General features: G+C 59.6%; 23 protein-coding genes. 18 read left to right on the forward strand and 5 right to left on the reverse strand.

Annotated elements, in window-relative coordinates:
• Positions 1–65 precede the first annotated feature (65 nt).
• On the forward strand, positions 66–1,319 hold the full coding sequence (gene glyA, locus ABUK12_RS22995; RefSeq protein ID WP_410013994.1) for a serine hydroxymethyltransferase: 1,254 nt from the start codon (positions 66–68) through the stop codon (positions 1,317–1,319).
• 1,461 nt (positions 1,320–2,780) lie between these two features.
• On the opposite strand, the gene csiE is transcribed toward glyA, so the two are convergent.
• Positions 2,781–4,058: a stationary phase inducible protein CsiE gene (gene csiE / locus ABUK12_RS23000; protein ID WP_410013995.1), complete on the reverse strand. Its 1,278-nt coding sequence runs from the start codon at positions 4,056–4,058 to the stop codon at positions 2,781–2,783.
• Between the two features lie 228 nt (positions 4,059–4,286).
• On the opposite strand from csiE, the gene ABUK12_RS23005 reads away from it, so the two are divergent.
• Entirely contained in the window at positions 4,287–4,952 is a 666-nt protein-coding gene (locus ABUK12_RS23005) for a DUF1007 family protein (protein ID WP_410013996.1), read from the forward strand.
• Positions 4,953–4,954: 2 nt separating this feature from the next.
• Positions 4,955–5,992 (forward strand): nickel/cobalt transporter, encoded by a 1,038-nt coding sequence (locus tag ABUK12_RS23010; protein WP_410013997.1) that lies wholly within the window; start codon positions 4,955–4,957, stop codon positions 5,990–5,992.
• Between the two features lie 12 nt (positions 5,993–6,004).
• Here the strand turns inward: ABUK12_RS23010 and suhB are convergent, their stop codons facing one another.
• Positions 6,005–6,808 (reverse strand): inositol-1-monophosphatase, encoded by an 804-nt coding sequence (suhB, locus tag ABUK12_RS23015; RefSeq protein WP_410013998.1) that lies wholly within the window; start codon positions 6,806–6,808, stop codon positions 6,005–6,007.
• Between the two features lie 117 nt (positions 6,809–6,925).
• Here suhB and trmJ point away from each other — a divergent pair, with 117 nt between their 5' ends.
• The 5 genes from trmJ (at position 6,926) to sseB (ending at position 11,905) form a co-directional block, all read left to right on the forward strand.
• The gene (gene trmJ / locus ABUK12_RS23020) at positions 6,926–7,669 is read left to right on the forward strand and encodes a tRNA (cytosine(32)/uridine(32)-2'-O)-methyltransferase TrmJ (RefSeq protein WP_410013999.1); all 744 of its coding nucleotides are present in this window, start codon (positions 6,926–6,928) and stop codon (positions 7,667–7,669) included.
• 102 nt (positions 7,670–7,771) lie between these two features.
• The gene (iscR, locus tag ABUK12_RS23025; protein ID WP_410014000.1) at positions 7,772–8,272 is read left to right on the forward strand and encodes a Fe-S cluster assembly transcriptional regulator IscR; all 501 of its coding nucleotides are present in this window, start codon (positions 7,772–7,774) and stop codon (positions 8,270–8,272) included.
• Positions 8,273–8,323: 51 nt separating this feature from the next.
• On the forward strand, positions 8,324–9,538 hold the full coding sequence (locus ABUK12_RS23030) for an IscS subfamily cysteine desulfurase (protein ID WP_410014001.1): 1,215 nt from the start codon (positions 8,324–8,326) through the stop codon (positions 9,536–9,538).
• Positions 9,539–9,693: 155 nt separating this feature from the next.
• Positions 9,694–10,992, forward strand: coding sequence for an aminopeptidase PepB (gene pepB / locus ABUK12_RS23035; RefSeq protein WP_410014002.1), 1,299 nt, complete (start codon positions 9,694–9,696; stop codon positions 10,990–10,992).
• 118 nt (positions 10,993–11,110) lie between these two features.
• The gene (gene sseB, locus ABUK12_RS23040) at positions 11,111–11,905 is read left to right on the forward strand and encodes an enhanced serine sensitivity protein SseB (RefSeq protein ID WP_410014003.1); all 795 of its coding nucleotides are present in this window, start codon (positions 11,111–11,113) and stop codon (positions 11,903–11,905) included.
• Positions 11,906–12,011: 106 nt separating this feature from the next.
• Here sseB and sseA read toward each other — a convergent pair whose 3' ends face one another.
• Positions 12,012–12,854: a 3-mercaptopyruvate sulfurtransferase gene (sseA, locus tag ABUK12_RS23045; RefSeq protein WP_410014004.1), complete on the reverse strand. Its 843-nt coding sequence runs from the start codon at positions 12,852–12,854 to the stop codon at positions 12,012–12,014.
• Between the two features lie 498 nt (positions 12,855–13,352).
• Between sseA and ndk the strand changes: the two genes are divergently transcribed.
• From ndk to ABUK12_RS23095, 10 genes are all read left to right on the forward strand, one after another.
• Positions 13,353–13,784 carry a nucleoside-diphosphate kinase gene (gene ndk / locus ABUK12_RS23050; protein WP_331122459.1) on the forward strand — a complete coding sequence of 144 codons (432 nt, stop codon included), beginning with the start codon at positions 13,353–13,355 and terminating at the stop codon, positions 13,782–13,784.
• Positions 13,785–13,964: 180 nt separating this feature from the next.
• Positions 13,965–15,161 (forward strand): bifunctional tRNA (adenosine(37)-C2)-methyltransferase TrmG/ribosomal RNA large subunit methyltransferase RlmN, encoded by a 1,197-nt coding sequence (locus ABUK12_RS23055; RefSeq protein ID WP_410014005.1) that lies wholly within the window; start codon positions 13,965–13,967, stop codon positions 15,159–15,161.
• Between the two features lie 83 nt (positions 15,162–15,244).
• A complete protein-coding gene (gene pilW / locus ABUK12_RS23060; protein WP_410014006.1) occupies positions 15,245–16,000 on the forward strand; it encodes a type IV pilus biogenesis/stability protein PilW in 756 nt (251 codons plus the stop codon).
• Complete coding sequence (gene rodZ, locus ABUK12_RS23065) at positions 15,990–16,976, forward strand: cytoskeleton protein RodZ (protein WP_410014007.1); 987 nt, start codon at positions 15,990–15,992, stop codon at positions 16,974–16,976. Before pilW ends, rodZ begins: the two co-directional genes overlap by 11 nt.
• 31 nt (positions 16,977–17,007) lie before the next feature.
• Complete coding sequence (gene ispG / locus ABUK12_RS23070; RefSeq protein ID WP_410014008.1) at positions 17,008–18,129, forward strand: flavodoxin-dependent (E)-4-hydroxy-3-methylbut-2-enyl-diphosphate synthase; 1,122 nt, start codon at positions 17,008–17,010, stop codon at positions 18,127–18,129.
• 23 nt (positions 18,130–18,152) lie between these two features.
• Positions 18,153–19,427 carry a histidine--tRNA ligase gene (gene hisS, locus ABUK12_RS23075; protein WP_410014009.1) on the forward strand — a complete coding sequence of 425 codons (1,275 nt, stop codon included), beginning with the start codon at positions 18,153–18,155 and terminating at the stop codon, positions 19,425–19,427.
• 13 nt (positions 19,428–19,440) lie between these two features.
• A complete protein-coding gene (locus tag ABUK12_RS23080; RefSeq protein ID WP_410014010.1) occupies positions 19,441–20,064 on the forward strand; it encodes a YfgM family protein in 624 nt (207 codons plus the stop codon).
• A 10-nt stretch (positions 20,065–20,074) separates the two neighbouring features.
• Entirely contained in the window at positions 20,075–21,256 is a 1,182-nt protein-coding gene (gene bamB, locus ABUK12_RS23085; protein WP_410014011.1) for an outer membrane protein assembly factor BamB, read from the forward strand.
• A gap of 137 nt (positions 21,257–21,393) precedes the next feature.
• On the forward strand, positions 21,394–22,875 hold the full coding sequence (der, locus tag ABUK12_RS23090; RefSeq protein ID WP_410014012.1) for a ribosome biogenesis GTPase Der: 1,482 nt from the start codon (positions 21,394–21,396) through the stop codon (positions 22,873–22,875).
• Positions 22,876–22,956: 81 nt separating this feature from the next.
• The gene (locus ABUK12_RS23095) at positions 22,957–23,178 is read left to right on the forward strand and encodes a zinc ribbon domain-containing protein (protein ID WP_410014013.1); all 222 of its coding nucleotides are present in this window, start codon (positions 22,957–22,959) and stop codon (positions 23,176–23,178) included.
• Here ABUK12_RS23095 and ABUK12_RS23100 read toward each other — a convergent pair.
• Together ABUK12_RS23100 and ABUK12_RS23105 are read right to left on the reverse strand one after the other, a co-directional pair.
• On the reverse strand, positions 23,175–23,516 hold the full coding sequence (locus ABUK12_RS23100; RefSeq protein WP_410014014.1) for a protealysin inhibitor emfourin: 342 nt from the start codon (positions 23,514–23,516) through the stop codon (positions 23,175–23,177). The two genes, ABUK12_RS23095 and ABUK12_RS23100, sit on opposite strands and share 4 nt — an antisense overlap.
• 80 nt (positions 23,517–23,596) lie before the next feature.
• Positions 23,597–24,631 carry a M4 family metallopeptidase gene (locus ABUK12_RS23105; RefSeq protein ID WP_410014015.1) on the reverse strand — a complete coding sequence of 345 codons (1,035 nt, stop codon included), beginning with the start codon at positions 24,629–24,631 and terminating at the stop codon, positions 23,597–23,599.
• Positions 24,632–24,748 lie beyond the last annotated feature (117 nt).

The following is a 24,748-nucleotide window of genomic DNA, read 5'->3' on the forward strand; positions in this document are numbered from 1 at the left end:
GTCAACGGATTCTTACAATCTTTTTTTTCACCCCACAGCGATGCCAGCTGAGCCAGGAGAAGCGGATGTTAAAGCGTGATATGAACATTGCAGATTATGATGCCGAATTATGGCAGGCAATGGAGCAGGAAGTGGTGCGCCAGGAAGAGCACATTGAACTGATTGCCTCGGAAAACTACACCAGTCCGCGCGTCATGCAGGCTCAAGGCTCCCAGTTGACCAATAAATATGCCGAAGGTTATCCGGGCAAGCGTTATTACGGCGGCTGCGAATTTGTCGATATCGTCGAGCAGCTGGCCATCGATCGCGCCAAGGAGCTGTTCGGCGCCGATTATGCCAACGTGCAGCCGCATTCCGGGTCGCAGGCCAACTTTGCCGTCTATACCGCGCTGTTGCAGCCCGGCGATACGGTGCTGGGCATGAACCTGGCCCACGGCGGTCACCTGACCCATGGTTCGCCGGTTAACTTTTCCGGCAAACTGTATAACATCATTCCTTACGGCATTGATGAGAGCGGCCATATCGATTACGCGGAGCTGGCGCAATTGGCCGAAACGCATAAGCCGAAGATGATTATCGGCGGTTTTTCCGCCTATTCCGGTATTGTCGATTGGGCTAAGATGCGTGAAATCGCCGATAAAGTGGGCGCTTACCTGTTTGTCGACATGGCCCATGTGGCCGGCCTGGTCGCCGCCGATGTCTATCCGAACCCGGTGCCTCACGCGCATGTGGTGACCACCACGACCCATAAAACCCTGGCCGGTCCGCGCGGCGGCCTGATCCTGGCCAAGGGCGGCAGCGAAGAACTGTATAAGAAGCTCAATTCCGCCGTTTTCCCGGGCGGGCAGGGCGGGCCGTTGATGCATGTGATCGCCGGCAAGGCGGTGGCGCTGAAAGAAGCGATGGAGCCGGCGTTCCGTATTTACCAGCAGCAGGTGGCCAGGAACGCCAAGGCCATGGTGGCGGTGTTCCTGGAACGCGGCTACAACATTGTTTCCGGCGGTACCGATAACCATCTGTTCCTGCTGGACCTGGTGGACAAAAACCTGACCGGTAAAGAAGCCGATGCCGCGCTCGGAAGGGCGAATATCACCGTGAACAAGAACGCCGTGCCAAACGATCCTAAGAGTCCGTTTGTCACCTCCGGTATCCGTATCGGCACGCCGGCGGTCACCCGGCGCGGTTTCGGCGAGCAGGAGGTGCGCGAGCTGGCCGGCTGGATTTGCGATATTCTGGACAGCATCCATGACGAAGCGGTTATCGAGCGCACTAAAAAGAAAGTGCTGGATATCTGCGCGCGCTATCCGGTTTATGCCTGATAGCCCCCCAGGCCCGCGCTCACGTTGATACGTCTGGTTTGAATATCGTGTTGGCGGGCCTATCGTGCCATGGGGCGCCCGGGCGGGCGTGAAAACCACGCCCGATTCGGCCCTATTGGCACGCTCTCCCTTGAAAATGTCTGCTTTGAGTTCGGTGTTGGCACGCTCTCCCTTTAACGCGCCATTTGCAAGAAGGGTATGCAATATTGGCTACCCGTTAAGGTGAATGTCGCCACGGTTATGTCGCTGCGGCGTGGGTTTCGCTCGCCGTGCATTAGCGTGTGCCAGGGCTTATGTCGCCCCGCGTGGATTTCGCTTGCCGTGCGTTAGCATGTGCCAGGGCTTATGTCGCCCCGGCGTGGGTTTCGCTTGCCGTGCGTGCGGTGGTTATATGGAGCCGGGTGCCGGCAAGCGACAAAGAGGCCGTAGCGCGACGGCCTCCTTGACCTCCGCGCGCCCGGCAGGTCGCGCGTCGCTGCGCGATGCCTTCCGCCGCCCATGCCCCCGTGATGCACCGGCCCGTTATGCGCTCCCGGCGCAACGGGCCTTTCGCCGCTCCCGGCGGCTCATGCCGGGGGCACTGCCGTCGTCAGCGCGCTTTATGCCGGGACCTATGTCGCGGTCAGCGATGTGATTTATAGTACACCAGCGCCGCTGTGGGCTCAGTGGAAGGTAAGGGAAAGGTATAGTTAGACAGAGAAGCGGGTAATCATTGGTAAATGTAAAAGGCACTGCGACAGGTCAGTCATACATGCAGTCAGCAATTAGCAGTCATACGCTAATGCAATGCAGCCAGCATTCACGCATTCAGCCGTCATGGAGTCATACAGCGAGTAGTCATGCCGCCGGCAATTATAGTCATATAACCATACAACCATGTAGACAGGCGTCTGGCATAAATGTGCGGCAGTGAGTAACAGATAGCAGGCTGCGAGCCTTATCCAAATTAGCCCAAAATTAATACCGATATTCTTCCCGGTAAGTACATAGCACTAAGAACCCCAAAACGCCTTATTGCTTTCAGGCGATGGTGTTGACCTGATGCCGGCATCCGGCGTTATATATAACCACCGCACGCACGGCAAGTGAAACCTCCCCCGTGACGGCATAAGCCTTGCCGCAAGCTAACGCCAGGCCAGGCAAGCGAAACCTCCCCCGTGACGACATATGCCCTGCCGCAAGCTAACCCATGGCAAGCGATACCTTCGCCGAGGCGACATAAACCCTCGCAAGCCGCCGGCGAAATCCCCGCCAAGGCTGGCCGCTTTACATTTAAATGCGGTAGAAAAAGTGCGTCTATCTCTGTTAGGGCGTGCTGCGTACGCACCAGCCATTTGACAATAATAATGGGAGCATAACCGGACAGACCCCTGGACCTGCAAGACGGTTACCCCGTCGTGCGGAAAACCACGCCCAATTCGCCTCTTAACGCGTCTGCTTTGCGTTCGGTGTGAATCTGTCTCAGCAGTTGCCGGCCGTGCCCGGGGTTTCCAAAAGCTGGCGGATGCGCTCTTGCTGGCTTTGCGCCAGCGGCAGGCGCACCAGCATCAACGGCGGGGAAAACAGCGGCAGCGGCATGGCGAACGAGGTCACCACCAGAACGGTGTTTTTGGGCGCGCCTTGCGCCTGGAATTCCGCCAGGGCCTGGAATTTGATATTCAGGGGCAGCAGGGTTAACTCGCGGATCTGCAGCTCCAGCAACTTCTCCTGCTCGCCGCCGCTTTTGGTCAGGATCACCACCTGTTTTTCCTGCAAATCATTGTCCTGCATCAGCCAGGCGCCAAAAATGACCGCAATCAATCCCATCTCTTCACGCGAAAAACGAATGCGATAGGCGGCCTCAAACGGCATAACCGCCGTCTTGGCGGTGCGCAGCAGCCGCGGGTATTTCTCCTCCACCTCCATTTGCAGGCTGTTGTCGATGCCCACGTGAAAATGACAGCGCTCCAGGGCCGCGCTGAGATGTGAAAACAGCTGGCCGGCCAGCATTTCCGGCTCATTGAAACTCATGCCGGCCAGTTGCTCGAAGCGTTTGACCAGTTCCTCCACCTCGTGCAGTAACTGCCGGTCCTCGCCGGAAGGCGAACGGGCGCGGTGCGGGGTTTTCAGCATCCGCGACAGGAGCGTCAGGCACAATAGTTCGGCGGGAGGGACCGGCCAATGGCGGAACATGTCCGTCACGGCGGCATACTCGGCTTTTTGCCGCAGCCACTGCTGCTGATGCTGGTTGAATTCAGGATGATCGGCCAACGGGCACTGACAAAGGATATAGCGCAGATAAATCGCGAGAAAAGCCCGGTCATACGGGGCGGCGGGGCGATCGATAAGCACCGTGAACCGCTCAACCAGTTCGTCTATTTGTAGCGCGCTTGCCTGAAAAGCGGCGGGAGCCTGGGACCAGAGCTGTTCCTGCAACGGCAGGAAATAGCGGGTTACTTTGTCCGCGCACAGGCGTAAGGCCCGGCGCATGCCTTCTATCAGGCATAGGCGCTGGTTCAGGATTGTGCCTTCGATCCGGTAGCTGCCGTCATGATGCGCAATCAGCTGAAGATGGTATATGCGTCGGATCTCGCTCTCTATATGAGCCAGATCGCGCCGTGTCGTGGGCAAATCCTCGCCGTTATAACGGGCCAGGGCGGCCAATGACAATGACGGCACGGGCGCAAAAAGCATCAAAAGCAAATGGCTACGGCGTTGTGGACCTGAAAGCGCTGGCACCTCTGGGGTGTTCAGGCTCATAGATGTGATGCCCTTACGTTAAGGAATACAGCTAATAATAGCGAAACAATTTCCCTAAGTGAGATTACAGCCTATTTTGTTTGCGGGCTTTAAGCCCGGTCACACTTTAGCCTTCCTAATCGTTCCGCCGGTTATGCAAAGTTGACCGAAAATGTCTTGCGGCGCGTTCCGGATTTCCGCTAGCATCTTCCCGGGGAATAACAGGACGGCAAAATGTTATGTGGCAACATGGGTAAAGACAGGGGTAATACGCCATGCCGGCGGTTGCCCCTCGGATTGTTTCTGGCCGTCGCCGGTGGTTTTTGCCGGCCGGTATATGCTCATCCACATAGTTTTATCGATATGAAAACAGACATCCTGGCGCAAGACGAGCGGCTTACCGGGCTGAAGATGACCTGGACCATGGATGAGATCACCTCAGCCGATGTATTTTATGACGCCGGCGACGCCAAACCGGATTCGGTGATCTGGAAAAAGCTGGCGGCGCAGATTATGGCCAATGTGCTGGGCCAGCACTATTTCACGGAAGTGTACCGGGACGGCAAGGCGGTGAAATTTGAAAATCTGCCCACGGAATATCATCTGGAGCGCAATGGACTCAAGGCGCGGCTGGTATTTGTGCTGCCGCTGGCGCATCCGCCGGAGCTGAAAGGGGCGCCCATCGTGTTTTCCACCTTTGATCCTACCTATTTTGTCGATATGACCTATGCGGATAAACAGGCCGTCAGCCTGCCGCCGGACTTGGCCGCGCGGTGCGCCATCGACCTGATGACCCCCGCCCCCAACGCGGCGCTGCAGCGCTATGCGCTGTCGCTGGATAAAGCGGCGGCGCCGGACGTCGATATGGCGCTGGGCAAACAGTTTGCCCAGCGGGTGACGCTGCAATGTCATTAAGGATGCGAACCGGCCAAGCGCCGGAGCCCAATCCCTGGTTCGGTCTGTGGCCGTTCTGGTTGTTTTTGCTGGCGTTGCTGGGCGCGCTGGGCTGGATATCGTTGCACTGGGCCAACATCATGACGCTAAGCATCGAGTGGCAGCGTCAGTTGCATCAGCAGCTGGCCCAGCTGATGCAGCAGGTGCAGCGTGATCCCGGGCGATACGGCGGCGCCCTGCTGCTGTTCAGCCTAACCTACGGCATACTGCACGCGGTCGGCCCGGGACATGGCAAGGTGGTTATCACCACGTATCTTTCCACCCATCCCGCGCGCTTAAAACTCAGCCTGACGATGACGCTTGCGGCCTCGCTGCTGCAGGGCGCCATGGCGATTGCGCTGGTGACGCTGGTGCTGGTGGCGCTGCGGCTCTCCTCCGGGGTTCTGCATCTGAGCGAAGCGTGGCTGGAGCGGGCCGGTTATCTGCTGATGATCCTTGCGGGCGTAATGCTGTGCCGCCGGGCGGGCCTGCGGCTATGGCGGACGCTGAGCCGGCGCTACGCTACCCGCGGGCGGGCCCTGCCGCTGGCGTATTATCCCCGGCTGACTTATTTGCCCTCCGGGGGCGGCGGGCCGGGCGATCATCACCATCATGGCGGCTGCTGCCACCGCCATCTGCCCGGCGATGAGGAGCTGGTCTCTGCGGAGGGCTGGCGTACCCGGCTGGCGGTGGTGCTGGCCATGGGCGTGCGTCCCTGTTCCGGGGCGGTAATGGTGCTGCTGTTTGCCAAGGTGCTGGGGGTGTATCTGTGGGGTGTGCTGTCGGCGCTGGTGATGGCGGCGGGGACGTCGCTGACGTTGTTGCTGGTATCGCTGCTGGTATTTTTCGGGCGCCGTTATGCCGAACACCTGACTCGCAGGCACGCAGGCGGCGCTGCGCGCGCTGCCGCCTGGGCGGCATTATCCCTCGCCGGCGGCATGGCGCTGATCGTTGCCGGCGCGGTACTCTTCGCCGGCGCGCACTATGCGCCAACGATCGGCATCCGGCCTTTCAGCCAGTGAAGCTGATGGCGCTTAATGCCTTAACGCATCGCTCAGTTCTTCGCGCATCGCGCCCAGCATGGCCTTGACCACGCGCGGGTTGCCCGCCACCAGGTTACCGGAGACCAGATGGTTATGGCCGCCGACAAAATCGGTGACCAGGCCGCCGGCTTCACGCACCAGCAGCTCGCCGCCGGCGTAGTCCCAGGGTTTCAGGCCGATTTCAAAAAAACCGTCTACCCGGCCGGCCGCCACATAGGCCAGATCCAGCGCGGCGGAACCGCTGCGACGGAAATCGGCGCATTGCTTGAACAGCTTGCCGACAAGGTTCATATAGGTGGCGGAGTGCTGTTTTAGCTTAAACGGGAAACCGGTGGCGATGATCGCCCCTTCCAAATCGCGGGAGGTGCTGCCACGCAGGCGATAGCCGTTCAGCTGGGTGCCCTGGCCGCGGGTGGAGGTGAACAGTTCGTTGCGCATGGGATCGTAGACCACGGCCACTTCGGTGCGGCCTTTAATGCGCACGGCGATGGACACGGCGAAATGCGGGAGGTGCTTGATGAAATTGGTGGTGCCATCCAGTGGGTCGATAATCCATTGTACATCGGGGTCTTCGCCTGCCAGTTCGCCGCATTCTTCACTGATGATGGTGTGCTGGGGATAAGATTTGCGGATAACTTCGATGATTAAACGTTCCGCCTCGCGATCGACGTTGGTCACGAAGTCATTATCGCCTTTCTGGCTGGCTTCGACGGCATCGGGGGTTTCATAATGTTTGGCAATTAAATTACCCGCCTTTCGCGCAGCGCGAATGGCGATGTTGAGCATCGGATGCATGGATATCGTCCACTAAGATGTTAAAGAACTAAAACGGCGCAGATTATAGCAGAGCGCCAGCAATATGCCTACGGCTGTGATAAACTATTGACCATAATTCCTTTGCCTTGAAAGTCTATGCTGCACAATATCCGCGTCGTCCTGGTTGAAACTTCCCACACCGGCAATATCGGTTCCGCCGCCCGGGCCATGAAAACCATGGGATTAAGCAACCTGTATCTGGTCAATCCGCTGACGAAACCCGATTCGCAGGCCATTGCCCTGTCGGCCGGCGCCAGCGACATCATCGGCAACGCCACCCTCGTCGATACCCTGGACGAGGCCCTGGCCGGCTGCAGCCTGGTAGTCGGCACCAGCGCCCGCTCGCGCACCTTGCCCTGGCCGATGCTGGAGCCGCGCGAATGCGGCGTGAAATGCGTGCAGGAAGGCGAGCATGCGCCCGTGGCGCTGCTGTTTGGCCGCGAACGCGTCGGCCTGACCAACGACGAACTGCAAAAATGCCATTTTCATGTGCAGATCCCGGCCAATCCGGAGTACAGTTCCTTAAACCTGGCGATGGCGGTGCAGATCCTGGCCTATGAGGTGCGCATTGCCTTTCTCGAGCGCCAGCAGGCCGGCGTGCCGGAAAACCACGAACCGTCGCCTTACCCGCTGGTGGATGAGCTGGAACGGTTTTACCAGCATCTGGAGCAGGTGCTGGACCAGACCGGTTTTATCCGCAAGGCGCATCCGGGGCAGGTGATGAACAAGCTGCGCCGCCTGTTTGCCCGCGCCCGGCCGGAAAGCCAGGAGCTGCATATACTGCGCGGCATCCTGACCTCCATCGAGCAACAGCATAGGTCTCATGACGGGACACTGTGATATCGGACGGGAATACTTGAGTAAAACGGTTGGTTAAATAGTTGACTAAATTAGTCAGGAATGGCAGACTTTTACGATATTTCACCCACCGGGACCACCATTATGAGACTGACATCCAAAGGCCGTTATGCGGTTACCGCCATGCTCGACGTTGCGCTGCATTCCAACGAGGGGCCAGTTCCCCTCGCTGAAATTTCCGAACGCCAGGGCATTTCCCTCTCTTATCTCGAACAGCTGTTTTCCCGCTTGCGCAAGCATGAGCTGGTGGCCAGCGTGCGCGGACCGGGCGGCGGTTATCTGTTGGGCAAGGCGGCGGATCAGATTGCCGTCGGCGCCATTATCACCGCGGTCGATGAATCCGTCGACGCCACCCGTTGCCAGGGAAAAGAAGCCTGTCAAAACGGCGAACGCTGCCTGACCCACACCCTGTGGCGCGATCTCAGCGTGCGCATCAGTGATTTCCTCAATAATATCTCTCTGGCCGAACTGGTCAACAACGAAGAAGTCCTGGACGTGGCCGATCGGCAAAACAACGATATCCGCCGCACCGCTACCGCCAACGGACGTATACAGGAAACCATTAACGTTAATCTGCGCGCATAAGCAGAAATACGACGGCTGCGATATACGCAGTGTTTCAGGGGCATATGAGCAATGAAACTACCGATCTACCTGGATTATTCCGCCACCACGCCAGCCGATCCGCGTGTGGCTGAAAAAATGATGCAGTATCTCACCATGGACGGTACTTTCGGCAATCCCGCTTCCCGCTCGCACCGTTTTGGCTGGCAGGCCGAAGAAGCGGTGGACATTGCGCGCAACCAGATAGCCGAGCTGGTGGGCGCCGACCCGCGCGAAATCGTGTTTACCTCCGGCGCGACAGAATCCGATAACCTGGCGATCAAAGGCGCGGCCACCTTTCACCAAGGGAAAGGCCGCCATATCATCACCAGTCAAACCGAACACAAAGCCGTGCTTGATACCTGCGCCGAGCTTGAGCGCGAGGGTTTCGAGGTCACTTACCTGGCGCCGCAGCGCAACGGTATTATTCTGCTGCAACAGGTGCAGGACGCCATGCGCGCCGACACCATCCTGGTGTCCATCATGCACGTCAACAACGAAATCGGCGTGATACAGGATATCGCCGCGCTCGGCGAGCTGTGCCGCAGCCGCGGCATACTGCTGCATGTGGACGCCACCCAGAGCGTCGGCAAGCTGCCTATCGATCTCAGCCAACTGCACGTTGATCTGATGTCTTTTTCCGGCCATAAAATTTATGGGCCGAAAGGCATCGGCGCGCTGTATGTTTGCCGTAAGCCGCGGGTACGCATTGACGCCCAGATGCATGGCGGCGGCCATGAGCGCGGCATGCGTTCCGGCACGTTGCCGGTGCACCAGATTGTCGGCATGGGCGAGGCCTACCGCATCGCCAAAGAAGAAATGGCTACCGAAACGCCTCGCCTGCGGGCTCTGCGCGACCACCTGTGGCAAGGGCTGAAGGATATCGAGGAAATCTATCTCAATGGCGACCTGGCGCAGGGCGCGCCAAATATTCTTAACGTCGGTTTTAACTACGTGGATGGCGAATCGCTTATCATGGCGTTAAAGGATCTGGCGGTGTCGTCCGGGTCCGCCTGCACGTCCGCCAGCCTGGAGCCGTCCTACGTGCTACGCGCCCTGGGCGTGGAAGACGAGCTGGCCCACAGCTCCATTCGTTTTTCACTCGGGCGTTATACCACCGCGGAAGAGATCGACTACGCCATCCAGGTGGTGCATCAGGCCATCGGCCGCCTGCGTGAGCTTTCGCCGCAGTGGGGCATGTACAAACAGGGCGCGCAGCGCAGCGGCGCCGACTGGGTCCGCCGCTAAGCGGCTCCTGTCATCTCCTTGTCATCCCGGCTGGTCATCCTGGCCGGTGATAACGTCCGCCCTTTCAGGTAATATCCTGTCAAATCACGATTAACCGTCACCGCGCGGGATACGCACGGCATGGGATTAAACATAAAAACTCTAGGAGCCTGGTTATGACAACCGAAGCGATGCCGGTGATGCTGGCAACCACCCCCGCCGACGCCCGCTGGGGCGAAAAAGCGCTGCTGAGCGTGAACGATCGCGGCATGACCATCCACCTGACGGGCGAAAACCGTCTGGCGGCGATCCAGCGCGCGGCGCGCAAAATCGACGGGCAGGGCGTCAGGCATGTGCGCCTCGACGGCGAACTCTGGGACCTCGAGGGCTGCTGGTCCTTTTGGCAAGGCTATCGCGGGCCGAAGGGACTGCGCGAGGTATCCTGGCCCGAGCTTGACGCCGCGGCCAGGCTGGAGCTGGATAACCGGCTGAAGATCATCGACTGGGTACGCCACACCATTAATACCCCGGCGGAAGAGCTGGGGCCGGAACAACTGGCGCAGCGCGCGGTGGATATCATGTGCTCCGTCGCCTGCGACGACATCAGCTATAAGATCACCAAGGCCGAGGATTTGCGCGACAAAAACTATATGGGCTTGCATACCGTCGGCCGCGGTTCCGATCGCCAGCCGGTGCTGCTGTCGCTGGACTATAACCCGGGCGGCAATCCCGACGCGCCGGTGCTGGCCTGCATGGTGGGGAAAGGCATTACCTTCGATACCGGCGGCTATAGCCTGAAAGGCAGCAGCTTTATGGATTCGATGAAGTCCGATATGGGCGGGGCGGCCACGGTGACCGGCGCGCTGGCGCTGGCCATCGCCCGCGGCCTGAAACAGCGCGTGCGTCTTTATCTGTGCTGCGCCGATAATATGGTCAGCGGCAACGCCTTCAAGTTAGGCGATATCATCCGCTATCGTAACGGTAAGAGCGTCGAGGTGATGAATACCGACGCCGAGGGGCGGCTGGTGCTGGCGGACGGTCTGATCGACGCGTCGGCGAAAAAACCGCGCATTATCATCGACTGCGCCACGCTGACCGGCGCCGCCAAGACCGCGCTGGGCAATGATTTCCACGCCTTGTTCAGCTTCGACGATGTCCTGGCCCAATCGTTGCTGGAGAGCGCGGCGGCGGAAAACGAACCGTTCTGGCGCCTGCCGCTGGCGGAGTTCCATCGCGCGCAGCTGCCGTCCAATTTCGCCGACCTGAGCAACGTGGCGGGCGCGGCGCATAGCGCCGGCGCCAGCACCGCCGCGGCGTTCCTGTCGCACTTTGTCGAAAACTACCGTCAGGGCTGGCTGCATATCGACTGTTCCGCGACCTATCGCAAGAGCGCCGTGGACCAGTGGTCGGCCGGCGCCACCGGACTGGGCGTCCGCACCCTGGCCAACCTGTTGCTGGCCCAGGCGGCGGAATAATAGGGCATTTGGCGGCACACCGGCGGCCCTGAGGCCGGTTATGCTGTCGCCTTGGTTTTCCCTGGCCGCCGTGCGGTGACCCTGCCGGCGGCCGGGACGTGATTGCAGGAAATACGTCATGAAAGCATCCCTCGATAATGCGCTGGAACAGGCGCTGGCGCTGGCGGCCAACGAGCCGGCCCATCGTCCGGCCTTTTTCAGCCTGTTGCTGGAATCCACGGTGTATGTCCTCGGCGACGCGGGGGACGGCTGGATTGCCGGCGCCGCCCGCCACGACGGGGAACAGCCGGTCAATTTGCAGCACTGGGAAAAACCGGACGGCACCACCGCCATTCCTTTTTTTACCTCACTTGACGCGCTGCAACAGGCCGTGAGCCAGACCCAGCCGTTCCTGGCGCTGCCCGCCCGCACCCTATTTGCCATGACCGCCGGTGCGGAGCTGTTCCTGAACCCGAAGCTGCCGTACGGCAAAGCCTTCGGGCCGGATGAAATTACCGCCCTGATGATGAATGAAGGCGACGCCTTGACCGAGCGGGAGATCCTGGAGGGTGAAATGCGTATTACGCTAAGCGATCCGGCGGAAAAACCCGCGCAGATGATCGACTCGCTCACCCGGCTATTCGCGGATATCAAGCAGGTGCGCCGGGCGTTTGTCGTCCAGGTGCAGGACTCCCCGCAGGAGAAGCCGCACTGGCTGATTGGGCTGGAGTGCGAGGGCGATGAGGAAGCGACCATCCAGGCGGTGGGACGGGTTGCCACCGATACCGCGCCGGACGAGGAGCCGGTGGATATCTGCCTGGTCGGACAGGATGAACCGGGCATCAGCCACTACTTTATCCATCATATTACGCCGTTTTACGAGCGCAAATGGGGCAGTTGGCTGCGTACCGTGCGCGACAGCGGCAAACATTGACATCGCGTCCCCGCGCCGGGGACGCCGCCTGTGACGGCAAAACACTGCCGGCGCGCTACGCGTTATTCTCCCTGCCCGCCATGCCCGTTTCGGACGTCACGCCAACTCAGCCGGCGACGGGGACATCGTCCCGACCGCCCCATTCGCTCCAGGACCCGTCGTACAGCGCCACATCCTCCACCCCCAGGGCCGTCAGCGCCAGCACCACCACCGCGGCGGTAACACCGGACCCGCAGCTGGCCACCAGCGGCCGGCGCAAATCCACCCCCGCATCGGCGAACAGCGCCCGCAGCGCGTCAGCGGATTTTAACCGCCCGTCCGCCACCAGCGTGCTCCAGGGCACATTGACGCTGCCGGGGATATGGCCCATGCGCAGGCCGGGACGCGGTTCAGGCGCCTGTCCGCTGAAGCGGGCGGCGGGGCGGGCATCGACAATCTGCGCCGACCGTCCGGCGATGAGGCGCCGCATCTGGGCGATATCCCGGACTTTATCCGCGGCAAACCGGCCCGTAAAGACGCCCGGCGCCGCGGGCACCGGACCCTGCGCCAGCGGCAGGCCGGCCTGCCGCCACCCCGCCAGTCCGCCCGCCAGCAACGACACCTGTCCGACGCCGGCAATACGCAGCATCCACCATACCCTGGGCGCGGAAAACAGCGAGCCGTCGTCGTAAATCACCAGGTGCTGGTCATCGCTGATGCCCAACTGCGCCATATCGCGGGCAAAATCCTCCGGGCGCGGCAGCATATGGGGCAGGGGGCTGGCGTTGTCCGAGAGGGCTTCCACATCAAAAAAAACCGCCCCCGGCAAATGTCCGTCGAGATACTCCTGATAAAGGTCGCGCGGCCCCTGGTAGCCTGGCGGCAGCATACGGGCATCGATAACCCTTACCTCGGGATCGTCCAGGCGCTCGGCCAGCCAGTCTGGGGCAACAAACAGGGATGAATTCATGCGGGCTCTCCGGTAACGGCCCGGCGGGCGCAGAGGCGCCCGCCGCGCAGCGGTAAGATAACCGGCATTGTCAGCGATTTTTCCGCGCCGGACAAGAGGAAGACGGCGCTGGCCGCCGCCGTTATCCGCACGCCGGCGCCGAAACCGGCTTTGCACGGCCTAAACGCGGAAAATGACGGATAGGACGCGTTTTCGTCCCGATGATAATGTTAACGTCCTGCGCATAAATTGCGTCGGCCTCAAGCACTTAGCCCCCGGCGGCGTCCCGGCGGGACAATCTCGCCGGTTGGATGAAAATTACGCTAGAATTTATTTTTTATTTATGGAAAATAGAATAGCCCCTTGAAAAGTAGGGAATAAGCTGCATTTTTTTTAATGGAATGTTGCATTTCTGGTAGGCAAGCGGCTGTCCGATCCCTATAATCTGCGCCACTTAAACAGGCCGGCATAACAACTGATTAACCCGGTCTTCCATTGCTGTGTAACATAGAGGTCATAATGTCGATAGAACGTACTTTATCCATCTTAAAACCCAATGCGGTGGCAAAGAATGCCATTGGCGCGATTTTTAACCGTTATGAAAGCGCCGGTTTTACTCTGGTTGCAGCAAAAATGTTGCACCTTACCCGCGAACAGGCTGAAGGTTTTTACGCCGAGCACCAGGGCAAACCCTTCTTTGATGGACTGGTGGGTTTTATGATCTCCGGACCGGTTATGGTCCAGGTACTGGAAAGTGAAAACGCCGTGCACCGCCACCGCGACATCATGGGCGCCACCAACCCGGCCAACGCCCTGGCCGGCACCCTGCGCGCCGACTACGCAGACAGCTTTACCGAAAACGCGGTGCATGGTTCCGACTCGGCGGAATCCGCCGCACGGGAAATTGCTTATTTCTTCAGTGATGACGAAATCTGCCCGCGCACACGCTAAGCGTCGCGCATTATCGATAAAAAAGCCGGGCTTATGCTTTTAAGCCGCGCGGCTCTGCGCTAAAATCTATTTCCAATGCGCCCCGGATCAGGAGTTGACGAGGAGTTAGTCCGCACTCTCTCCGGGGCTTTTTTTATCTTTTCCACGCCATAACGTGTAATAACGAGGCATTTCTACATTATGTCAGAACAACTTATCACCGCGGCAGTCTCGGACGCCTTGTCCGACGCGCCCGCATCGGCGCCACCGGCTGGCGCGTCCGCCCATCAAAAACTGAACCTGCTGGACATGAACCGCCAGCAGATGCGGGAATTCTTCGCCGGCCTGGGTGAAAAACCCTTTCGCGCCGATCAGGTGATGAAGTGGATGTATCACTATTGCTGCGATGATTTCGACCAGATGACCGACATCAACAAACATCTGCGCGCCAGGTTAAAAGAGCTGACCGAAATCCGCGCGCCCGAAGTGGCGACCGAGCAGCGCTCCACCGACGGCACCATCAAATGGGCCATCAAGGTCGGCGACCAGCAGGTGGAAACGGTCTATATCCCGGAAGACGATCGCGCCACCCTGTGCGTGTCGTCGCAGGTGGGCTGCGCGCTGCAATGCACTTTCTGCTCCACGGGCCAGCAGGGGTTCAACCGCAACCTGCGCGTATCGGAAATTATCGGCCAGGTATGGCGCGCCGCCAGGATTATCGGCGCCGTCGGCGTCACCGGCCAGCGTCCGATCACCAACGTGGTGATGATGGGCATGGGCGAACCGCTGCTGAACCTCAACAATGTGGTGCCGGCGATGGAAATCATGATGGACGATTTTGGCTTCGGCCTGTCCAAGCGCCGGGTGACGCTGTCGACCTCGGGCGTGGTGCCGGCGTTGGATAAGCTCGGTGAAATGATTGACGTGGCGCTGGCTATTTCCCTGCACGCGCCCACCGATGCCATCCGTGATGAAATCGTGCCGATTAATAAAAAGTACAATATCGAAACGTTCCTCGGCTCGGTGCGGCGTTACCTGGATAAATCCAATGCCAACCAGGGACGGGTCACGGTGGAATACGTCATGCTGGATCATATCAACGACGGCACTGAACATGCCCACCAGCTGGCGGAATGCCTGAAAGACACGCCGTGCAAGATCAACCTGATCCCCTGGAATCCCTTCCCCGGGGCGCCCTACGGCCGTAGTTCCAACAGCCGCATCGATCGGTTTTCAAAAGTATTAATGGAATATGGTTTTACCACGATCGTGCGTAAGACCCGGGGCGACGATATAGACGCCGCCTGCGGCCAACTGGCCGGCGACGTCATCGATCGCACCAAAAGAACGCTGCGCAAGCGTATGGCGGGCCAGCCGATCGACGTCAAGGCGGTTTGACGCCGGGAAACGGCATCGGGATTGAGTCCGCGCGCCTTGATTAACGGCATGGACGCTCACAGAACAGGATAAAGGGAACAAGCATGACGCTGACGCGGTTAAGTGGGATAGCAGCAGTAGTGGTTATTGCCTTATTGAATGGATGCGCCGGCGAAAAACCGCCGACCGATGTTTCCGCCCAGTCCGCGCAAACGCGTTTGCAGCTGGGCATGGAGTACCTGGCCGCCAATAACCTTGACGCGGCGCGGCAAAATCTCGCCAAGGCGGTTAAAGCGGCGCCGGACGATTACCGTACGCAGCTGGGCATGGCGCTTTATGAGCAGCGGGTCGGTGAAAACGACGCCGCTGACAGCCGTTACCGGCTGGCGCTGAAACTGGCGCCGCAAAACGCCACTGTTCTGAATAATTACGGTGCGTTTTTATGTAGTTTAGGGCAGTATGTACCGGCGCAACAACAGTTTGCCGCCGCGGCGCAAGCGGCGGATTATGGTCTGGTTGCCGACAGCCTGGAAAACGCCGGTTATTGCTTTTATAAGGCCGGCCAAAAAGAAGAGGCGCGGACGTTGCTCAGCCGCGCGCTAAAATACGATCCGGAGAAAGGCGTGCCTTTGCTGGCGGAAGCAGACCGGCAATTCAGTGAAGGGAAAGGCGACAAAGCACAACTATTATTGGATGTTTATCAGCATATTCTTCCGGCAAGCGCTGAAAGTTTATGGTTACAGATTCGTTTCGCTGCGTTAGCGGGACGCCAGAATGACGTACAACGTTATGGCGCACGGCTTGCGCGAAGTTTTCCACAATCTAAACAGTACCAGCAGTTCCTAGCTAATGAATACTGAAGCCCTCCAAGATCAAGCAGTACCGACGACGACAGGCGGACGCCTGCGTCAGGCCCGTGAACAAATGGGTTTGAGCCAGCAGGCCGTGGCGGAACGCCTGTGCCTGAAGGTCACTACCGTCAGGGAAATAGAAGAGGATAAAGCCAACCCCAACCTGGCTTCGACCTTTTTACGCGGCTACATCCGCTCCTATGCCCGATTGGTCCATGTCTCTGAGGAAGAACTCCTGCCGATGATGGCGAAACAGGCGCCGATCCGGGCCTCGAAGGTTGCTCCGATGCAGAGTTTTTCCCTCGGGAAAACCCGCAAAAAGCGGGACGGCTGGCTGATGGGGTTCACCTGGCTGATTTTATTCGTGGTCATCGGCCTGACCGGTGCGTGGTGGTGGCAAAATCACCAGGCGCAGCAGCAGGATATTACCGATATGGCCGATCAGTCCTCCAACCGGCTCGCGACGGGGGCGGATAGCGATAATACCGCCGCCGCCCAGAACGGCGGCGACAATACGTCCACCGACGAGGTGGGGCAACCCCCCGCCGACCAGCCTGCGGAGAGCGAAGCGCATTCGGTGCCGCTAGCCCAGTCGCCCGCCGCGGCGCAGCCAGCAACGCCCCAGCCCGCCACGCCCCAGGGCGCGGCCGTGCCGGCCCCCAACAGCGCGGCAAGCTCCGCCCCCACGCCCACCCCGGCTGAATCACAGCCCGCGCCGGCACCGTCCGACACCACCGCCGGCGGCGGACTGGTGATGAATTTTACCGCGGATTGCTGGCTCGAAGTCTCGGATGCCAGCGGCAAGAAGCTGTTCAGCGGCACCCAGCGCAGCGGCGGCAAGCTTAACCTGGCGGGTCAGGCCCCCTATAAATTGAAAATCGGCGCGCCGGCCGCGGTACAGATTGAGTTCCAGGGCAAGCCGGTTGATCTTAGCCGTTATGTCAGGTCAAACCAGGTTGCCCGATTTACAATAGCGGCTAACTAAGCTTCTGTTCGGCAATTATGGAGAGAACATAATGCATAATAAAGCACCCATTAACCGCCGCAAATCGACCCGGATTAACGTAGGCAACGTGCCCATCGGCGACGGCGCGCCTATTGCCGTGCAGTCGATGACCAATACCCGCACCACCGACGTGGCGGCGACGGTGAAACAAATCCAGGCGCTTGAGCGCGTGGGCGTCGATATCGTGCGCGTTTCCGTACCCACCATGGATGCGGCGGAGGCTTTCCGGCTTATCAAGCAGCAGGTCAATGTTCCCCTGGTGGCCGATATCCATTTTGATTACCGCATCGCGCTGAAAGTGGCGGAGTACGGCGTCGATTGCCTGCGCATCAACCCCGGCAATATCGGCAGCGAGGCGCGCATCCGCGCAGTGGTGGACTGCGCCCGCGATAAAAACATCCCGATCCGCATCGGCGTCAACGCCGGCTCGCTGGAACGGGATATCCAGGAAAAGTATGGCGAACCCACGCCCGAGGCCCTGCTGGAATCGGCCATGCGCCATGTGGATATCCTGGAAAAACTGAATTTTGACCAGTTTAAGGTCAGCGTCAAGGCGTCCGACGTTTTCCTGGCGGTGCAGTCCTACCGCTTGCTGGCCGCGCGCATCGGGCAGCCCCTGCATCTGGGCATTACCGAAGCGGGCGGCATGCGCAGCGGCTCGGTGAAATCCGCCATCGGCCTGGGGATGCTGCTGAGCGAGGGCATCGGCGACACCCTGCGTATCTCGCTGGCGGCCGACCCGGTTGAGGAAGTGAAGGTGGGATTCGATATCCTCAAGTCCCTGCGCATCCGCGCGCGCGGCATCAATTTTATCGCCTGCCCGACCTGCTCGCGGCAGGAGTTTGATGTCATCGGCACCGTCAACGCCCTCGAACAGCGCCTCGAGGACATTGTCACGCCGATGGACATCTCGATTATCGGCTGCGTGGTTAACGGTCCGGGCGAAGCCCTGGTCTCGACCATCGGCGTTACCGGCGGCCATAATAAAAGCGGTTTCTATGAAGACGGCGTGCGCCAGCGGGATCGTTTTGATAACGAGCAGATGATAGATCAGCTCGAGGCTAAAATTCGCGCTAAGGCGGCAATGCTTGATGAAAGCAATCGCATTACCGTTAATTTGATTGATAAGTAACTCAAAACCCGAAGAGAATCGACATGGCAAAGAACATCCAGGCCATTCGCGGCATGAACGACTATTTGCCGGAAGATACGGCTGTCTGGCAGCGCATTGAAGGCACGCTTAAGAACGTCCTGGCCGGTTACGGTTATAGCGAAATTCGCCTGCCCATCGTTGAGCAGACGCCCTTGTTCAAGCGCGCCATCGGCGAGGTAACCGATGTCGTGGAAAAAGAGATGTACACCTTCGAGGATCGCAACGGCGAAAGCCTGACGCTGCGCCCGGAAGGCACGGCGGGCTGCGTGCGCGCGGGGATTGAACACGGCTTGCTGTACAACCAGGAACAGCGGTTGTGGTATATTGGCCCGATGTTCCGCTATGAGCGCCCGCAAAAAGGCCGCTATCGCCAGTTCCATCAGCTGGGCGTCGAGGTGTTCGGCCTGGCGGGGCCGGATGTCGATGCGGAGCTGATTTTGCTGACCGCGCGCTGGTGGCGGGCGCTGGGCATCGACGGACATGTGGCGCTGGAACTGAATTCCATCGGCTCGCTGGACGCGCGCGCGCGGTATCGCGAGGCGCTGGTGGCTTTCCTCGAGCAGCATGAGGAGGCGCTGGACGATGATTGCCGCCGGCGCATGCATACCAATCCGCTGCGCGTACTTGACTCCAAAAATGCCGGCATCCAGGCCTTGCTGAACGATGCGCCGGTCTTGACCGACTACCTTGACGACGAGTCGCGCGAACACTTTGACGGCCTGTGTGAACTTTTAGCGCGGGCCGGTATCCCATATACGGTTAATCCGCGTTTAGTGCGCGGCCTGGATTATTATAACCGTACCGTTTTTGAATGGGTCACCACCAGCCTTGGCGCGCAGGGCACCGTCTGCGCCGGCGGCCGTTACGACGGGCTGGTCGAGCAACTGGGCGGGCGCGCCACGCCGGCGGTAGGGTTTGCCATGGGGCTGGAGCGCCTGGTGCTGCTGGTGCGGGAAGCGAACCCGCAGTTCAAGCCCAGGGCGGTGGTGGATGTCTACCTCATTTCCTCCGGCAATGAGACCCAGGGCGCGGCAATGGCGCTGGCGGAGCAAATCCGCGACGCCTTGCCCGACCTGCGGTTAATGACCAATTACGGCGGCGGTAATTTTAAGAAGCAGTTCGGCCGGGCCGACAAATGGGGCGCGCGCCTGGCCCTGGTGCTCGGTGAGGACGAAGTCGCCGCCCAACAGGTGGTGATGAAGAATTTGGCCACGGGCGACCAGGAAACGCTGGCGCAAAGCGATGTCGCGGCGCGCCTGGCATCGATATTAGGTTAAGGAGAAGGACCACGTGGAAGTCTACAGCTCGGAAAACGAACAGCGCGAAGCGCTCAGTCGGTTCTTTGCGGATAACGGTAAAGCGCTGGTTATCGGCGTGGTCATCGGTATCGCCGCGTTGGTGGGCTGGCGTTATTGGCATAACCATCAAAATGACGCCATGATGGCGTCGTCTGCGTCATGGCAGCAGGTGAACACGGCGCTGACCCACGACGCCGCCCCGCCCGCCGTCGACGCAGCGCAGAAATTCGCCGACGCCAACAACAATAATTATGGCGCCCTGACCTCCATGGATCTGGCGCGTTTTTATGTGGATAACGGTAATTTCGCCGCCGCCGAAAAGCAGCTGCAAAAAGCGCTGACCCAGACCAATGAAGAAAACCTGCAGGCGCTGATAAACATTCGTCTGGCGCGTGTCCAGATCGAGGCGAAAAACGTCGACGGCGCGCTGAAGACCCTGGAAAAAGAAACGCATGCCGGCTGGTCGGCATTAGTGGAAGATGCCCGTGGCGACGCGCAGGTCATCAAAGGCAATAATCAAGCGGCGCGTGAAGCGTACGATAAAGCGCTTAAAGCGAACCCGCCTCAGGCATTACAAGCCTTGTTGCGCATGAAACTGAATAACCTGTCCAGCTAAGAGGGACCCCATGCAATTGCGTAAAACATTTTTCGTAGGTCTGATTTCCGTTGCCTTGCTCAGCGGCTGTTCCTGGTTTAGCGGTGAAGAAGATGTGGTGACCATGTCCCCGCTGCCGAAAGTGGACAATCAGTTTCAGCCTACCCAGGTATGGAGCCGCTCGGTCGGTAATGGTACCGGCGAGTTTTACTCCAACCTGCGTCCCGCCTGGCAGGATAACCGCGTGTTCGCCGCGGACCGCCGCGGTACCGTAACCGCGATGGATATTGATACCGGCAAGGAAATCTGGTCGGTGGACCTGTCGGAAAAGACCGGCTTCCTGTCGCGTAATCTTCCCGCGCTGTTATCCGGCGGCCTGGCCGTGGCCAACGGGCATGTTTTCGTCGGCAGCGAAAAGGCCCAGGTCTATGCGCTGAACGCCGAGGACGGCACCATCGCCTGGCAGGCCAAGGTGGCGGGCGAAGCCTTGTCGACGCCGGTGGTCAGCGACGGCCTGGTGCTGGTCCATACCAGCAACGGCATGCTGCAGGGTCTTAACGAAACCGACGGCGCCGTGAAGTGGACGGTTAACCTCGATATGCCGCCGCTGACCCTGCGCGGCGAATCGGCGCCGACGCCGGCGTTTGGCGCGGCCATCGTCGGCGGCGATAACGGCCGGGTCAGCGCGGTGATGATGACCCAGGGCCAGCTGATCTGGCAGCAGCGTATTTCCCAGCCGAGCGGCGCGACGGAAATCGCGCGTCTCGGTGATGTCAACATGACGCCGGTGGTGGTCAATAACGTGGTCTACGCGTTGGCCTATAACGGCAACCTGGCGGCGCTGGATCTGCGTTCCGGGCAAATTATCTGGCGCCGTGAAATCGGTTCGGTCAACGATCTTATCGTCGAAGGCGGCCGCATTTACCTGGTCGATCAGGACGATCGCCTGATTGCGCTGGATACCCAGGGCGGCGTTACCCTGTGGCGCCAAAGCGAGCTGCTGCACCGCAACCTGACGTCGCCGGTGCTGTTCGACGGGTATATCGTCGTTGGCGACTCGGAGGGCTATATGCACTGGATCAATACCGACGACGGACGTTTTGTCGCGCAGGTTAAGGTGGACAGCTCCGGCTTGCAAAGCAATCCGGTGGTTGCCGGCGGCAAGCTGCTGTTGCAGGCCAACGGCGGCGAGGTGTACGCCTTTACCCGCTAATGCCTGTGCTTATCCGCCGCTGACGTCTGGGCGCGCGGGTCATTAACGGCTCCTGACATGTTCAGGAGCCGTTTTGTCTTATATAATCAGCCTGATTAAGTGCTGAAACAGAAAAATTACCTGATGAGGTTGTAACAATGATACCTGTCGTCGCGCTGGTCGGGCGCCCGAATGTAGGAAAATCCACCCTGTTTAATCGGTTAACGCATACCCGCGATGCGTTGGTGGCGGATTTTCCGGGGCTGACGCGTGACCGCAAGTATGGTCGTGCAGAATGGGAAGGCCATGAGTATATCGTCGTTGACACCGGCGGTATCGACGGCACCGAGGATGGTGTCGAAACCCGTATGGCCGGGCAGTCGCTGGTGGCGATCGAGGAAGCGGATATCGTGCTGTTCCTGGTCGACGGCCGCGCCGGACTGATGGCGGCGGATCAGGGCATTGCCAAACACCTGCGCAGCAGGCAGAAAACCACGGTGGTGGTAGCCAACAAAACCGACGGCATTGATGCCGAGAGCGCGGTGGGCGATTTTTATTCCCTCGGGCTGGGTGAAGTCTTCGCCATTGCCGCCTCCCATGGCCGCGGCGTTAATGCCCTGATGGAAGAAGTCTTGCTACCGCTGGTAGGCGATGGCGGCGCGGTCGAGGAGCCTATCGAGTATCCCGGCATGGAACCCTGGACCGAAGAAGACGAGGACGATTACGAAATCCCGCAGGACGAGGAAGAAGCGTTCGATCCGCAGTCCCTGCCGATCAAGCTGGCCATCGTCGGGCGTCCCAATGTCGGCAAATCCACCCTGACCAACCGTATCCTGGGCGAGGATCGCGTTGTGGTCTACGATATGCCGGGCACAACCCGCGACAGTATCTATATCCCCATGGTGCGCGACGAGCGGGAATATATCCTTATCGATACCGCCGGGGTGCGCAAGCGCGGCAAGATTACCGAGACGGTGGAGAAATTCTCGGTGATCAAGACCCTGCAGGCCATCGAAGACGCCAACGTGGTGCTGCTGATTATCGATGCCCGCGAGGGGATTTCGGATCAGGACCTGTCGCTGCTGGGCTTTATCCTTAACAGCGGGCGATCGCTGGTGATCGCGGTGAACAAATGGGACGGCCTGACGCAGGAGATCAAGGACGAGGTCAAGGAAACCCTGGATATGCGTCTGGGCTTTATCGACTTTGCCCGGGTGCACTTTATTTCCGCCCTGCACGGCAGCGGCGTGGGCAACCTGTTCGAATCGGTGAATGAAGCCTATCGTTGCTCCACCAAGCGCATCAGCACCGCGATGCTGACCAAAATCATGCAAATGGCGGTGGAAGAGCATCAGCCGCCGTTGGTGCGCGGGCGCCGGGTAAAACCGAAATATGCCCATGCCGGCGGTTATAATCCGCCGATTGTGGTGATCCACGGCACCCAGGTCAAAAACCTGCCGGACTCCTATAAACGCTACCTGATGAATTATTTCCGCCGCTCGCTGGAAATCATGGGCACGCCGATCCGCATCCAGTTCAATGAAGGGGAAAACCCGTTCGCCGGCAAGCATAACAAGCTGACGCCGAACCAGATGCGTAAACGCAAGCGTTTGATTAGTCACATTAAAAAAAGTAAATAAGCACGCGATGCCCACCGGGTCCGCGCTAAGCGGGTGAATTGCGGCCGGGTGCGGCTACACGTGGGCAAGGGGGAGGCGATCATGACGCCACGGTGTCCGGTATGCGCCGGTCCGATGCAGGCCGACGGCGAAGACCAGGTTTGCGAGCATTGCCGTCGCCGCTTTCAGGCGCAGGCTATCTGTCCCGACTGCGGGCAGCCCTTGGACGTGCTTAAGGCCTGCGGCGCGGTGGATTATTTCTGTCCGCGCGGCGACGGCCTGATTTCCAGGAAAAGGGTGGACTGGCATTACGCCGCGCTTTAAAACGTCCCCTTTTGCCATAAAATTTCCAATTCCGGCGGCGCGCTGCTCTCCGGCACCACGATTTCGGCCTGTGCCGGCTGCGCCTCTCCCGGCGGTTGGCCGACGATCAGGATGCGGTAAAACCGCTGATCGCCGCTGCCGGGCGCGCGGTTCTGCCCGCTGTGCTGGGCCAGCAGCGCCACGCGGCTGACCAGATGGCACAATTGCTCCCGCTGCGCCGACGACAGGTCGCACAGGGCAAAACGCTGCTGGGCGGCAAGCTTGGGAATATAGGCAAAGCCCCCCTCGCGCGACAGTTCAATTACCGCATGCTCGTTTAATAAAGATAACAGGTCCATCAGGCTCTCCCGGCATTATGCCAACGCAACACCCACTCCGGGCCGCATGCCGGCCCTTGCCGGTGCGAACGGCCCGGGCCTTAAGACAATACGCCCACCTCGTGCCAGGCCTGCTCCACCGCCTTGGCCTCTTTAGCGGCAAAGCGCTCGCCGGCGTGTTTAACAGTCAGCCTGGCGAAAGCGGCGAAGTCGGCGTTTTGTTTTAACTGGCTATCGCACAGCGTGGCGTACCAGATAGCACCCGCTTTTTCCCAGGCATGGCCGCCCAGGGCTATGGCCGCCAGGTAAAACGCCCGGTTGGGAATGCCGGAGTTGAGATGCACGCCGCCATTGTCCTCGCGGGTGTGCACAAAACCGGCCATGTCGGCGGGCTGGGGATCCTTGCCGAGCACCGGGTCGTCGTAGGCGCTGCCGGGCTTGGCCATCGAGCGCAGCCCTTTGCCCTTGATGGTGGCGGCCAGCAAACCGGCGCCAATGATCCAGTCGGCCTGTTTGGCGGTTTGTCCCAGGTGATATTGTTTCACCAGCGAACCGAAGACGTCCGACAGCGACTCGTTAAGCGCGCCCGCCTGTTCAAAGTAGATTAAATTCGCCTCGGATTCCGTGACGCCGTGGGTTAATTCATGGGCCACCACGTCGATAGCGATGGTAAATCGGTTAAATATTTCACCGTCGCCATCGCCAAATATCATTTGTTCACCGTTCCAGAAGGCATTTTGGTAATCGGTACCGTAATGCACGGTGCCGGTCAGCGGCAACCCTTTGGCGTCCAGCGAGTTGCGCTGGAACACCTGCCAATAAAAATCGTAGGTGACGCCCAGGTAATCGTAGGCTTCATTGACCGCAACGTCGTTCCCCGCCGCCTGGCCTTCCCGCCGCACCGCCTTGCCGGGCAGGTTAGTGGTGTTATGCGCGTCATAAATGGCGCGTTCCACCGTGCCGGCTTGCGCCGTCGGCTGGTAACGGGCCGCCACCGGGTTCTGTCCCATCAGGCTATAGACATGGTTCAGGGTATGCCGGGCATACTGGCGCTGGTGTTCGCTGCCTTTTTCGATAATGCGCCGCAGTATATAGGGTGGAATAACGCTCAGGTGCCGCCGGTATAGGTTTTCCATTTTACCCCCTATCAATAATTAGCATTTTATTAAAGTATAGGGGTTTTTATCATCGCGACCAAAGCGGATCGCTAAGCCTTGGCTGCCGGCAGGTCGTTGCCGGTGGCGGGCGGCGCG

The sequence above is a fragment of the Sodalis sp. C49 genome, assembly GCF_046352915.1.
Lineage (GTDB): Bacteria > Pseudomonadota > Gammaproteobacteria > Enterobacterales > Enterobacteriaceae > Acerihabitans.